The 13,207-nt window shown below is 67.0% G+C and carries 10 protein-coding genes; 7 read left to right on the top strand and 3 right to left on the bottom strand.

Going from position 1 to position 13,207, the window contains the following annotated elements:
• Positions 1 to 33: 33 nt before the first annotated feature.
• Positions 34 to 1,809: an SLC13 family permease gene (locus tag AC3WMA_RS04310; RefSeq protein ID WP_492284154.1), complete on the top strand. Its 1,776-nt coding sequence runs from the start codon at positions 34 to 36 to the stop codon at positions 1,807 to 1,809.
• Here AC3WMA_RS04310 and AC3WMA_RS04305 read toward each other — a convergent pair whose 3' ends face one another.
• A complete protein-coding gene (locus tag AC3WMA_RS04305; protein ID WP_492284153.1) occupies positions 1,810 to 2,808 on the bottom strand; it encodes a magnesium and cobalt transport protein CorA in 999 nt (332 codons plus the stop codon). It abuts the gene before it with no gap.
• A gap of 468 nt (positions 2,809 to 3,276) precedes the next feature.
• On the opposite strand from AC3WMA_RS04305, the gene AC3WMA_RS04300 reads away from it, so the two are divergent.
• Positions 3,277 to 4,644 (top strand): dicarboxylate/amino acid:cation symporter, encoded by a 1,368-nt coding sequence (locus AC3WMA_RS04300; RefSeq protein ID WP_492284152.1) that lies wholly within the window; start codon positions 3,277 to 3,279, stop codon positions 4,642 to 4,644.
• Positions 4,645 to 4,776: 132 nt separating this feature from the next.
• Here the strand turns inward: AC3WMA_RS04300 and AC3WMA_RS04295 are convergent, their stop codons facing one another.
• A complete protein-coding gene (locus tag AC3WMA_RS04295; RefSeq protein ID WP_492284151.1) occupies positions 4,777 to 5,841 on the bottom strand; it encodes a cysteine synthase A in 1,065 nt (354 codons plus the stop codon).
• A gap of 141 nt (positions 5,842 to 5,982) precedes the next feature.
• Between AC3WMA_RS04295 and AC3WMA_RS04290 the strand changes: the two genes are divergently transcribed.
• The 5 genes from AC3WMA_RS04290 to AC3WMA_RS04270 all read left to right on the top strand — a co-directional run bounded on the left by AC3WMA_RS04290 (position 5,983) and on the right by AC3WMA_RS04270 (position 11,581).
• Entirely contained in the window at positions 5,983 to 7,221 is a 1,239-nt protein-coding gene (locus AC3WMA_RS04290) for a class I SAM-dependent RNA methyltransferase (protein WP_492284150.1), read from the top strand.
• A 9-nt stretch (positions 7,222 to 7,230) separates the two neighbouring features.
• The gene (locus AC3WMA_RS04285) at positions 7,231 to 8,643 is read left to right on the top strand and encodes an FAD-binding oxidoreductase (RefSeq protein WP_492284149.1); all 1,413 of its coding nucleotides are present in this window, start codon (positions 7,231 to 7,233) and stop codon (positions 8,641 to 8,643) included.
• Between the two features lie 187 nt (positions 8,644 to 8,830).
• Positions 8,831 to 9,886 carry an ABC transporter substrate-binding protein gene (locus tag AC3WMA_RS04280; RefSeq protein WP_492284148.1) on the top strand — a complete coding sequence of 352 codons (1,056 nt, stop codon included), beginning with the start codon at positions 8,831 to 8,833 and terminating at the stop codon, positions 9,884 to 9,886.
• Between the two features lie 92 nt (positions 9,887 to 9,978).
• Positions 9,979 to 10,779: an ABC transporter ATP-binding protein gene (locus AC3WMA_RS04275; RefSeq protein ID WP_492284147.1), complete on the top strand. Its 801-nt coding sequence runs from the start codon at positions 9,979 to 9,981 to the stop codon at positions 10,777 to 10,779.
• A 25-nt stretch (positions 10,780 to 10,804) separates the two neighbouring features.
• Positions 10,805 to 11,581, top strand: a complete 777-nt coding sequence (locus AC3WMA_RS04270; RefSeq protein ID WP_257732576.1) for an ABC transporter permease — start codon at positions 10,805 to 10,807, stop codon at positions 11,579 to 11,581.
• Position 11,582: 1 nt separating this feature from the next.
• Here the strand turns inward: AC3WMA_RS04270 and AC3WMA_RS04265 are convergent, their stop codons facing one another.
• The gene (locus AC3WMA_RS04265) at positions 11,583 to 13,178 is read right to left on the bottom strand and encodes a gamma-glutamyltransferase family protein (RefSeq protein ID WP_492284146.1); all 1,596 of its coding nucleotides are present in this window, start codon (positions 13,176 to 13,178) and stop codon (positions 11,583 to 11,585) included.
• Positions 13,179 to 13,207: the final 29 nt, after the last annotated feature.

Genomic DNA, 13,207 nt, shown 5'->3' with positions numbered 1-13,207 from the left:
GGCACTGGCCGCGCGCGCTACGCTGCAAGCCGGATGACTCAGCCGCAGATTCTCTCTGTCCTTCTCGTCGCCGGCATGATGGCCGCCTTCCTGTGGGGGCGGCTGCGCTACGACATCGTCGCGATGCTGGCACTGCTCACCGCCGTCGCGCTCGGGTTGGTGCCGGCGGCTGAGGCCTTCAAGGGTTTCTCCGACGACATCGTCATCATCGTCGGCAGCGCGCTGGTGCTGAGCGCCGCCGTGGCGCGCTCGCGCATCATCGAGCGATTATTCGCGAAGCTGGGCTCGGGCCTGACCTCGACGCAATTGCAGGTGCCGTTGCTCGTCTTCGTCGTCGCGGTGATGTCGGCGATCATCAAGAATATCGGCGCGCTCGCGATGATGCTGCCGATCGCCTATCAGCTCGCCCGCAAGAACGGGACATCGCCCTCTGTCTTCCTGATGCCGATGGCCTTCGCCTCGCTGCTCGGCGGCATCGTCACGCTGGTCGGTACCTCGCCCAATGTCATCGTCGCCCGCGTCCGGCAGGAACTCGGCGGCGAGCCGTTCCGGATGTTCGATTTCGCACCCGTAGGGATCGTCGTGGCCGTCGCCGGCTGCCTCTTCCTTAGCCTCGGCTACCGCCTCCTGCCGCGCGATCGCCGCGGTGCGGTCTCGCTCGATCAGGCGATCGACATCAAGGACTACCTGACCGAGGCCAAGCTCAACGGGAAATCGCCGCTTGCCGGCAAGACGGTCGCCGATCTCAAGGCGATTGGCGAAGGCATCGAGATCGTCTCGATCCTGCGCAACGAGCGCCGCGTCCAGGCGCCGCTGCCCGATGCCTCGCTGAAAGCCGGCGACATCGTGCTGCTGCGCGGTGACGCTGCCGTGCTGGAGCGGGTCGTCGCCGAAGGCGGGCTCGACCTCACCGGCAAGGACCGCCCGACCCAAAAGGAGGATGCGCTCGATCCCGACCGCATCGCCGAGGCGATCATCGGCCCGGATTCGACCCTGATCGGCCAGTCGGCCGGCGATATCGCCCTGCATAGCCGCTTCGGCGTCAACATGATCGCGATCAGCCGATCGGGCGAGCGCTTCAGCCAGCGCCTGCGCGATATCCGCCTGCGGGCCGGCGATATCGTCGTCATCCAGGGCGACGAGAAGCTGCTGCCCGAAAAGCTCTCCGAGCTCAGCCTGCTGCCGCTGGCGGACCGGCTGGTGCCGCTGGGCTCGACGCGCCGCGTCGTCCTGACCGTGACGATCGTGCTGGCCGCCATCATCGCACTGGCGGCGGGGTTGGCCCCGGTGCCGCTCGTCTTCTTCGCTGCCGCCGTGCTGCTGATCGCCTTCCGCTGCGTGCCCCTGCGCGAGGCCTATCACAGCATCGATGCCCCGATCCTGCTGATGCTGGCGGCGCTGATCCCGGTCTCCGACTCCCTGCGGACCACCGGCGCGACCGATCTCTTCGCCTCCTGGCTCGCCATGATCGGAGGCGGTTTGCCGGGTTGGGCCTCGGTCGCGCTCATCCTCGTGGCAGCTATGGCGGTGACGCCCTTCCTCAACAATGCCGCGACGGTGCTGGTCATGGCGCCGATCGGCGCGGGCTTCGCGAAAAACCTCGGCTACAATCCCGATGCCTTCCTGATGGCGGTGGCGATCGGCGCAGCCTGCGACTTCCTCACGCCGATCGGCCATCAGTGCAACACGCTGGTGATGGGGCCAGGCGGCTATCGCTTCAGCGATTATGCAAGGCTCGGCGCACCGCTGTCCCTGCTGGTCATCCTGCTCGCGGTGCCGATGATCCTGCTGGTCTGGCCCTTGAGGTAGCTACAGCCAACCGTTCCGCCTGAAGCGCCAGTACAGGATCGAACAGGTGCAGACGATCAGCGTCAGCACGGAATAGTAGCCGTAATACATCTTGAGTTCCGGCATGTTCTCGAAATTCATGCCGTAGATGCCGGCCACCGCCGTGGGCACGGCCAGGATCGCGGCCCAGGAGGCCAGTCGCTTGGTGATCAGGCTTTCCTGGCTCTGCCCGACCAGCAGGCTCGCCTCGAAGGCGAAGGCCAGAACCTCGCGCAGGCTGTCGATCTTCTCCTGCACGGTGCGGACATGGTCGGTCACGTCGCGGAACATCGGCGCGAGCGTCGGACGGACCTGCGGCACCGTGCCGTTCATCAGGCGCTGGCAGACATCGACCAAGGGCGCCACCGCATTGCGCAGGCGCAGCAGGTCACGCCTGAGCATGTAGAGCCGCTCGATATCGGAGCGTCCCATCGGCTTGGCCAGGATCTTGTCCTCGATCTCCTCGACCTCGTCATGGATCGCTTCGAGCACCGGCATGTAGTTGTCGACGATGAAATCGAGGATCGCGTAGAGGATGAAGTCCTCGCCCTTCGCCAGCGAGGTCGGGCAGGTCTCCCAATGCTGCCTGACCGACTTGTACGAGGTCGAGGCACCGTGCCGGACGCTGACGATATAGCCGCGCCCGACGAAGATATGGGTCTCGCCGAAGGCGATGCGCCCGTCGATCAACTGGGCGGTGCGGGCGACCACGAAGAGCGCGTCGCCATATTGCTCGAGCTTGGGCCGCTGATGCGCGTTGGTCGCGTCCTCGACCGCGAGCGGGTGCAGGTTGAACTGCTGCTGCACACAGCGCAGCAGCGCAGGCTCCGGCTCGCACAGGCCGATCCAGACGACATGGTCGTCCTTGCGTGCCCATTCGCCGGCTTCGGCGACCGGGATATCGGCAACCCGCACGCCATGAACATAGACGCCGGACGCGACGACACCGTCCTGGTGCGGATGCTCCTGTTCGGGCGGCATGGCGGCGTGCGGCGTAGCCCGCGGGGCGGGGGACGTGAGCCGGACTTCCGAGACTGACATGCGACCACCTCGCCGATCGCTGGATCATCGGAGTGCAGGCTAGAACCGTTCGATCTCCGTGGGAAACACTTTTCCGGCAAATGGGATGATGCGGCGAGGGGACACTCGCCGCCGCGCGCATCCGCGCCCCCTGTCATTCCGGGGCGCGCCAAAGGCGCGAACCCGGAACCCACGACCGGGCGAGCCGCCTATAACCCGACATGGAATGCCTCACCCAGTCGTGGGTTCCGGGTTCTTCGCTCCGCGAAGCCCGGAATGACAGGTAAGCGAGTCTCAAGCGGATCAGGGAGAATATTTTTATCGCCAGATCGCCAAAGAATGAAAATATCCGCTTTTGCAGCGGCCGGTTCCGGAGGTGTATAGGAACATTCATCTACGGCCATGGGCCGAAGCAGAAGAGATCCTGTCATGACCACCGCAATTCCCCGGACCGGCACAGCCGGGGCCGGTTCAAAACCGTTCTATTCGAGCTTCGGCTTCCAGGTGCTGGCGGCCATGGTGATCGGCCTCGTGCTGGGCTGGGTCGCGCGCAACATGGGCCCGGTCGCGCCCGGCCAGCCGAACTGGCTGACCGTCACGCTCGCGACCACCGGCTCGATTTTCGTGCAGCTCCTGCAGGCGCTGGTGCCGCCCTTGATCTTCACGGCGATCGTCGCCTCGATCAGCAACCTCCGCCAGCTCTCGAATGCCGCCGCTCTGGTCTGGCAGACGCTGCTCTGGTTCGCGATCACTGCCTTCATCGCCGTGCTGATCGGCATCGCGCTCGGCCTTATCATCCAGCCCGGCATCAATGCCGGCGTCGCCGCCGCCAGCGCCAAGGCGCCGGGCTCGGTCGGCTCCTGGCTCGATTTCCTGAAGGGGCTGGTGCCTGCCAACATGTTCGCCCTGCAGGCGACGACGCGCGTCGAGGGTAGCGGCGCGACCACGCGCCTCGGCTTCAATGTGCTGCAATTGCTGGTGATCTCGATCGTCGTTGGCGTCGCGGCCCTGAAGGTCGGCGAGCGCGCCAACAGCTTCCTTGCGCTGAACGAGTCGTTCCTCGCGATCGTCCGCAAGGTCCTGTGGTGGGTGATCCGCCTGACGCCGATCGGCACCATCGGCCTGCTTGGCAACGCCGTCGCGCAATATGGCTGGCAGACGCTGGAGCAGCTCTCCTGGTATGCCTTTGCCGTCTATCTCGGCCTGGCTATCGTGCTGCTCGTCGTCTACCCGGCGCTGCTCATCCTGCACGGGCTGTCGCCGGCGCGCTTCTTCGCGGGCGCCTGGCCGGCGATCCAGCTCGCCTTCGTCTCGCGCTCCTCGATCGGCACTCTGCCGGTGACCGAGGCTGTGACCGAGAAGAGCCTCGGCGTGCCCCGCGAATACGCCGCCTTTGCCGTGCCGCTCGGCGCGACCACCAAGATGGACGGCTGCGCCGCGATCTATCCGGCGATCTCGGCGATCTTCGTCGCGCAGTTCTACGGCGTGCCGCTAGGCATCCAGGAATACGTCCTGATCGCCTTCGTCTCGGTCATCGGCTCGGCCGCTACCGCCGGCCTCACCGGCGCGACGGTGATGCTGACGCTGACGCTCTCGACGCTCGGCCTGCCGCTGGCCGGTGTCGGCCTGCTGCTTGCCATCGACCCGATCCTCGACATGGGCCGCACGGCGGTGAACGTCGCCGGTCAGGCGCTGGTGCCGACCCTCGTCGCCAAGCGTCAGGGCATGCTCGACCAGGCGCAGTATGACCGTGCCGGCGATATCGAGGTGATCGACGCGACGCCCCGCGCGGCGTGAAGGCAAAGGCACACCCTCGTCATGCTCGGGCTTGACCCGAGCATCTCGTGCCGAAAGAGGCTCTTGCGCCTCAGCGTCCAGAGATTCTCGGGTCAAGCCCGAGAATGACGCCCTGTCATGGTCTTGGGATGCTCAGGCCATCACCTTCGCGACGACCTGCTTCAGCGCCGAACCGTCACGCTCCAGCCAGCCGGGAACCGGCAGGTTCTTGGAGCGCAGGAATTCCGGATTGAACAGCTTCGACTGGTAGCGCGTGCCGTAGTCGCAGAGCACCGTCACGATGGTGTGGCCTGGACCCATCTGCTGCGCCAGCCGGATCGCCCCGGCGACATTGATGCCCGATGAGCCGCCGAGGCACAGGCCCTCTCGCTCCAGCAGGTCGAAGACGATCTGCACCGCTTCCGCATCCGGGATCTGGAAGGCAACATCGACCGGCGCATCCACCAGATTGGCGGTGATCCGGCCCTGGCCGATGCCCTCGGTGATCGAGGAACCCTCGGCCTTGAGAACGCCCGCCGTGTAGTAGGAGTAGAGCGCCGCGCCCATCGGATCGGCCAGCCCGATCGTCACCTTGGGATTGCGCGCCTTGAGCGCCATGCCGACACCGGCCAGCGTCCCGCCCGAGCCGACCGCACAGATGAAGCCATCGACCTGACCTGCCGTCTGCTCCCAGATTTCCGGGCCGGTCGTGTCGAGATGGCCCTGCCGGTTGGCGACATTGTCGAATTGATTGGCCCAGATCGCGCCGTTCGGCTCGGTCTTCGCCAGCTCCTCGGCGAGGCGGCCGGAGACCTTCACGTAATTGTTCGGATTGGCGTAAGGAGCCGCTGGCACCTCGACCAGCGTCGCGCCGGCCAGCCGCAGCATGTCCTTCTTCTCCTGGCTCTGCGTCTCCGGGATGACGATGACCGAGCGATAGCCCAAGGCATTGCCGACGAGCGCGATGCCGATGCCGGTATTGCCGGCTGTGCCTTCGACGATGACGCCGCCGGGCTTCAACAGCCTCTTCGCCTCGGCATCGCGGATGATCGCGAGCGCGGCGCGATCCTTCACCGACTGGCCGGGATTCATGAACTCGGCCTTGCCGAGAATGGTGCAGCCGGTCTCCGCCGAGGCGCGTTCGAGCTTGATGAGCGGGGTGTTGCCGATGGCTTCGATGACGCCATCCTTCATGTCGATCTTCGCGCGGATAGTCATGGCAGGATTTCCCAATTCGTCCCTGACCTGATAGGCGAAAGCCCTACCGAGGTCATCAGTGAGCGGGCCTTTCGCCCCGAGTTCGGAACAATGCCAGTTGCCAAGCCGCAAGCCGGAGAAATTTCTTCTCCGAAGCTCGCCATGAATGAAGTTCTCACCGTCGATCGCCTTGGCCAGAAGGGCGATGGCATCGTGCAGGCCGCCTCCGGCAGCATCTTCATTCCCTACACGCTGCCGGGCGAGACCGTGCGCGCCGTGGTCGATGGCGAGCGGGGCCAGCTCGTCGAGATCATCGCGCCCTCCGAGTCCCGCATCGCCGCGATCTGCCCGCTCTTTACCCGCTGCGGCGGCTGTGCGGCCCAGCACATGGCGCCCGGCCTCTACCGCGAATGGAAGCGGCAGCAGGTCGTCACCGCGCTCAGCCGCGCCGGCATCGATGCGCCGGTCGCCGATCTCGTCGATGCCCATGGCGCAGGTCGCCGCCGCGTCACCTTCCATGCCCGCCGCCAGGGCGAAGCGATGGTCGTCGGCTTCATGGCAGCCCGCAGCCATGATCTGATTTCGGTCGAAGCCTGCCCGGTGCTGGCGCCGGGGCTCGACCGCGCGCCTGCCGTCGCCCTGATGCTGGCGAACCGGATGGGCGGCGCCAACAAGCCGCTCGATATCCAGGTCACCGCCTCGGAAGCCGGGCTCGATGTCGATATGCGCGGCCATGGCCCGCTCGGTGACAAGCTTCGGCTCGCGCTGACGCAATTGGCCGAGCGGCTCGATCTCGCCCGGCTCTCGAACCATGGCGAGATCGTCGTCGAGCGCCGCCCGCCCTTGCAGCACATGGGCAAGGCGCTGGTGGCGCCGGCCGCGGGCGGCTTCCTGCAGGCGACGGCCGCGGGCGAGGACGTGCTGGCCGGGCTCGTCATGGCGGCGCTGCCCAAGGGCAAGCGCGCGGCCGATCTCTTCGCCGGCTGCGGCCCGTTCAGCTTCCGCATCGCCGAGAAGATGCAGGTGCTCGCCGTCGAAAGCGACAAGGCGGCAATGCTGGCGCTGGCCAAGGGCGCCGGTGCGACGCAAGGGCTCAAACCCATCGCGACCGAGACGCGCGACCTGTTCCGCCGCCCGCTGCTGGAGCATGAGCTCAACGGCTTCGAAATCATCGTGCTCGATCCGCCGCGGGCCGGCGCGGAGGCGCAGGTCAAGCGCTTGGCGGCCTCCAAGGTCAAGGATGTGATCTACGTCTCCTGCGATGCGGCGAGCTTCGCGCGCGACGCCGCGACCCTCGTTGCGGGCGGCTATGCGCTGGAGGCCGTGACGCCGGTCGACCAGTTCCGCTATTCCGCTCATGTCGAGCTCGTCGGCGTGTTCCGGCGGGGCAGGAAGGGCTAGGGCTTCAGGATGAGCGCAATTCTCGATCGCATGGCCGGTATCGTCGGCGCGAAGAACGTCATCACCGACGCCGACGCGATGGTGCCCTATCTCAAGGAATGGCGCGATCTCTTCCGCGGCAAGGCTCAAGGGGTCGTCCGCCCCGGTTCGACCGCCGAGGTTGCCGAGCTGGTGAAACTTGCGGCCGAGACCGGAACGGTGCTGGTGCCGCAAGGCGGCAATACCGGTCTCGTCGGCGGCCAGATACCGATCTCCGAGGGCCGGGAGGTCATCCTCTCGCTGCAGCGCCTCGACAAGATCCGCGCCGTCGACACCGATGGCGACACGATGATCGTCGAGGCCGGCGTCACCCTGAAGCGGGCGCAGGATGCGGCGGAGGCCGCCGGCCGGCTCTTCCCGCTCTCGCTGGCCTCGGAAGGCTCCTGCACCATCGGCGGCAACCTCTCGACCAATGCCGGCGGCACCGCCGTTCTGGCCTATGGCAATGCCCGCGAACTCTGCATGGGCCTGGAGGTCGTGCTGCCGGACGGGCGCATCTGGAACGGCCTGCGCCAGCTCCGCAAGGACAATACCGGCTACGATCTGAAGAACCTCTTCATCGGCGCCGAAGGCACGCTCGGCATCATCACCGCGGCGGTGCTGAAGCTCTTCCCCGCGCCGGCGGCCCGCGCCACCGCCTTCCTCGCCGTGCCCGATCCGGCTGCTGCGCTAGAACTGCTCAACGCCGCCAAGGCCGGCGCCGGTGGCACGCTCACGACCTTCGAACTGATGCCGCGCATCGGCATGGATTTCGTCCTGCGCCATGCGTCCGGCACGCGCGATCCGCTCTCCGAGCCCTCGCCCTGGTATGTGTTGATGGAGGTCTCGGCCCAACAGGCCTCGGGGCTCGACGAGCATGTCGAGACCTTCCTCGGCGAGGCCCTGGAGAAGGGTATCGTCACCGACGCGGCGCTGGCGGGCTCGCTGACCCAGCGTGCCGATTTCTGGAAGCTGCGCGAGATGCTTTCGGAGGTGCAGACCTATGAGGGCGGCTCGATCAAGCACGACGTCTCCGTGCCGATCCACGCGACGCCCGAGTTCCTGGCGCGGGCTATCGCAGCGGTAGAGGCGATGGTGCCGGGCTGCCGGCCCGTTCCCTTCGGCCATCTCGGTGACGGCAACATCCATTTCAACGTCAGCCAGCCGGTCGGCGCCGACAAGGCCGGCTTCCTGGCGCGCTGGAGCGAGATGAACGAGGCGGTCCACGCCATCGTCACCGAATTGCACGGCTCGATCTCGGCCGAGCACGGTATCGGCCGCCTGAAGCGCGACCTGCTGCCCGGCGTTAAGGATCCCGTCGAGCTCGACCTGATGCGGACGCTGAAGCGCACGCTCGATCCCAAGCGGATTCTCAATCCGGGCGCCGTGCTGGCGCAGGACTGAGCCACGGATCGCAAGCCTGACCGTCCAATCGGCAGCCTGCACCGGGAAAGGCTGTCGCCGGAGGCTCCTGCTCAAAAATTTGGCAGGATGGCCCGGCCGCTCGATTGACCGCTTTTCGCGGCATCTCTAGCCTTCGCCCTCATAACGATAACATGAGGGGTTGGCTGCTATGATCGGCGTGAAGCGGATGCTGTCGAATTGTGCGCGCAAGCGGGGCAGGGGGCCGACGCGCCGCGCGCTCGCCGCGCTGGCTCTGGCCGGAGCGGCTGCGATGGCCGGTGCGCTGCCCGCGGCCGCCCAGGCGCCGATCAAGTTCACGCTCGACTGGGTCTTCCAGGGCCCGACCTCGCCGTTCCTCGTCGCGCTCGACAAGGGCTACTACAAGGCCGAGGGGCTCGATGTGACGATGGATCCCGGCCAGGGCTCGGCCGGCGCGGTCCAGCGCGTCGCGACCGGCGCTTATGACATCGGCTTCGCCGATGTGAACTCGCTGATCGAGTACAACGCCAAGAACGTCGGCAAGGAAATCCTCTGCGTTTTCATGGCCTATGACTTTCCGCCCTTTGGCGTCCACGCGCTGAAGAAGAGCGGCATCACCAAGCCGACCGACCTCGCCGGCAAGAAGCTCGGCGCGCCGGTCTTCGACGCCTCGTTTCGCCTCTTCCCGGCCTTCGCCAAGAAGAACGGCATCGACGCGGCCTCCGTCCAGCACGTCAACCTGACCCCGCAATTGCGCGAGCAGTCACTGGTGCAAGGCACGGTCGATTTCATCTCCGGCCACTATTTCTCGTCGATCCTCGACCTGAAGGCGCGCGGCGTGAAACCGGAGGATGTCGTCTCCTTCAACTACTCAGACTACAAGATGGACGTTTACGGCAACGGCATCATCGTCTCGCCGGCGTTGGCCGCGAAGCCGGAGGTCGTGACCGGCTTCCTGCGCGCTACCGCCAAGGCCTGGCGGGAAGTCGCTGCCAACCCGGCCATCGGCATCGCCGCCGCCAAGAAGCGCGATCCCCTGATCGACGAGAAGCTGGAGGCCGAGCGCCTCGACATGTCGCTCAGGCTCAATGTGCTCACCCCCTTCGTGAAGGCAAACGGCATGGGTGATGTCGATCCCGCGCGCTTCGCCCGCTCGGTCAAGGATGTCGCCGAGGCCTTCGGGCTGCCGTCCGCGCCTGAGCCGGACAAGGTCTTCACCGGCAAATTCCTGCCGCCGAAGGCGGATCGGATGCTCGGCCCCTGATCCTCAGCCGTCATGGCCGGGCCAGACCCGGCCATCGTGCCCGAGCCTTTTCCTCCCCGAGCTTCTCGGGGCAAGCCCGAGACGACGCCCGGATGGCTGAAACACACGAAGGTCCCCTCGTCGAACTGCGGCAGGTCAGCCTCGCCTATGGCAGCGGCCCCGGCCGCATGCAGGCGCTGGAGGATGCGACGCTTTCCATCGCCAAGGGCGAGTTCATCGCCGTGGTCGGCCCGTCCGGCTGCGGCAAGTCGACCTTGATGAAGCTCGTCACCGGGCTGCTGCCGCCGACCGGCGGCGAGGTCCGCGTGCACGGGCAGGTGGTGAAGGGCCCGATCCGCGGCGTCGGCATGGCCTTCCAGGCGCCGACGTTGATGCCCTGGCGCACGACGCTCGACAACATCCTGCTGCCGCTGGAGGTGGTCGAGCCGCACAAGCGCCGCTTCCGCGCCAACAAGGCCGAGTATGTCGCGCGTGGCGAGGCGCTGCTGGCTTCGGTCGGCCTCGGCGGCTTCGGCCAGAAATATCCCTGGCAGCTTTCGGGCGGCATGCAGCAGCGCTCGAGCCTGTGCCGCGCGCTCGTCCACGAGCCCGATATCCTGATGCTCGACGAGCCCTTCGGCGCGCTCGACGCCTTCACGCGCGAGGAGCTCTGGGGCGTGATGCAGAAGCTCTGGATGGAGCGTCGCTTCACCGCGGTTCTGGTCACGCACGACCTGCGCGAGGCGGTCTATTTGGCCGACACGGTCTATGTGATGAGCCGGCGCCCCGGAAAGATCGTCAAGATCCGCAAGATCGAATTGCCGCGTCCGCGCACGCTGGAGACGACCTTCACCGTCGAGTTCGTCGATATCGTCCATGAACTGCGCGAGCGCATCCATATGGAGCATGCGTGATGCGGCCCCCGGCAGGACAAAGATCATGACGGAACCTCAGAAGCGCATCCTGCTTCTCGCCATGCCCTGGCTTGCCATGGGCGGGTTGCTGCTGGCCTGGGAGATCGCCTGCATCGTCTTCGACGTGCCGGAAATCCTGGCGCCGCGCCCGAGCCGCATCATCGAGACGATGATCCTGCGCTGGGACATCCTGCTGCGCTTCTGCCTGGAGACGCTCTGGACGACGCTGATCGGCTTCGCGCTGGCGATCGGCTTCGGCCTGCTGCTCGGCCTGGCCGTCGGCGCATCGCCTTTCGTCTATTCGGGCCTGTATCCACTGCTGATCGCCTTCAACGCGATCCCGAAGGTCGCGATCGTGCCGATCCTGATGATCTGGGTCGGCGTGGGGGCGCTGCCGGCGGTGATCACCGCCTTCGTCATCTCGTTCTTCCCGATCGTCGTGAACGTCGCCACGGGCCTCGCCACCATCGAGCCCGAGATGCGCGACGTGATGCGCTCGCTCGGCGCCAGCCAATGGGAAATCCTGACCAAGGTCGGCGTGCCCCGCGCGATGCCCTATCTCTTCGCCAGCCTGAAGGTCGCGGTGACGCTGGCCTTCGTCGGCTCGGTGTTGTCGGAGACGGTCGGCGGCAATCGCGGCATCGGCTTCCTGATGCTGTCGGCCGGCGCGCGCAACGACGCGCCGACGACCTTCGCCGGCCTGTTCTCCATCGCCATCATGGGCATCGCGCTCTATGCGCTCTGCGCCCTGGTCGAGCGGCGGATGACCCGCTGGGCCTTCCGCGGCGAGATCGTCGCCTGAGCTATGGCGTCGCGACGTAGCCGTCGCGGCGCGGGTCGGCGGCGCCGGTGAAGACGCCGGTCGCGGGATCGACCGCGACCGCCTGCATGCCGCCGCAGCGCATCGTCCAGCCGACATCGAAGGCGCGCGCCTCGTGTCCGCGCCTGACCAGCTCGGCGATCGTCTCGGGCGTGATCCGGTTCTCGAGCTCGACGAGGCGGCCGTCCCAGAGCCGGGCGCGCGGCGCCTCGATCGCCTCCTGCAGCGGCAGGCCGTAGACGAGATGCTGGACCATGGCTTGAGCCTGCGTCTGCATGATGCCGTAGCTGCCGGGCGTGCCGAGCGCGAGTACGGGCTTGCCGTCGCGGGTCGAGAGCGTGGGCGACATGCACATTGGCAGTTCGTCGCCGGGCTTCGAGCGGTTCGGGCTGCCGGGCTGGACATCGGCCCAGTACAGGAAGTTGTTGAAGCAGAGCCCCGTGCCGGGCACGACCACGCCGCTGCCGAACGGGCTGCCGAGGCTCTGCGTGATGCAGATCAGGTTGCCCTCGGCGTCAGCGACGGAGAGCGAGGTGGTGTGCGCCGGGTCTTCCTTGTCCTGCGGCACCCATTGCTCCGTGGGACCGGTCACTGGCTTGCCGTCGGTCAGGCGCTGGCGCAGGCGCGCGACCGAGGCCTCCGACATGATCTCGGCGAGCTTCTCCGGCGAGGGGTTGTTATGGGCGATGCGCTCGCCCGCCGCGAGGCGGATCGCGCGATAGACCAGGTCGAGATGATCAGCCCCGTCCCGCGGCTTCGAAGCGAGGTCGATCCCGTCGAGCAGGCGCAAGGTCAGCAGGAACTGGAAGCCCTCGCAGGGCGGCGGCGGCACATGCACGGAGAGCCCCTGGAAGCTCGCCGCCATCGGCTCGCGCCAGACCGTTTTTACAGCCGCGAGATCGGCCATGGTCAGCGAGCCGCCGAGCGCCTGCAGATGCGCGATGACTTTCTCGCCGAGAGCGCCGCGATAGAAATGCTCAGGCCCCTTCTCGGCGATCTCGCTCAGCGTCTTCGCGAGATCCGACTGGACGAGCACGGAGCCCAGATGCATCGGGCCGTTGGGCTGGTAATTCTTCGACCAGGCCGGATAGAGCGCGGGAATCGCCTTCAAGAGCGGGTCGTTCTCCTCGAACTCCGCCGCGCCGAACTCGGCCAGCGCGAAACCGTCCCGCGCCAGCGCGATGGCCGGCGCGAAGACCTCGGCTAGAGACTTGCGGCCATAGGTCTTCACCAGCTCGCACCAGCCGGCGAGATTGCCGGGCGAGGCGACGGCGAGCGCGCCGCGCTCCAGATCGGTACGCTGGCTGAACCGGTCAGCCGGGAAGCTCGCGGGGATCGGCGGCACGAAATCGAGCACGCGCACGCGCTTCTCGGCCGCGACCCACATCGTCGAGAGGCCCATGCCGGCGAGCCCCGACATGAAAGGCTCGACCACGTTGAGCGCGGCGGCGGTGGCGGCAGCGGCGTCGAAGGCGTTGCCGCCCTGTGCCAGTAGCTTTGCGCCGGCCTGTGCCGCCAGGGGATGGGCGGCGGCGACCATGCCGTGGCGGGAGGTCATGGTGGGGCGGCGGCCGTGCATGTCAGCGTCTCCTCGTCGTCTTCTGACAG

This window comes from Allobosea sp. FW305-C-101 (assembly GCF_058783685.1).
The sequence above is the reverse complement of the archived record's forward strand: the minus strand, read 5'-3'. Positions and strand labels throughout refer to the sequence as shown.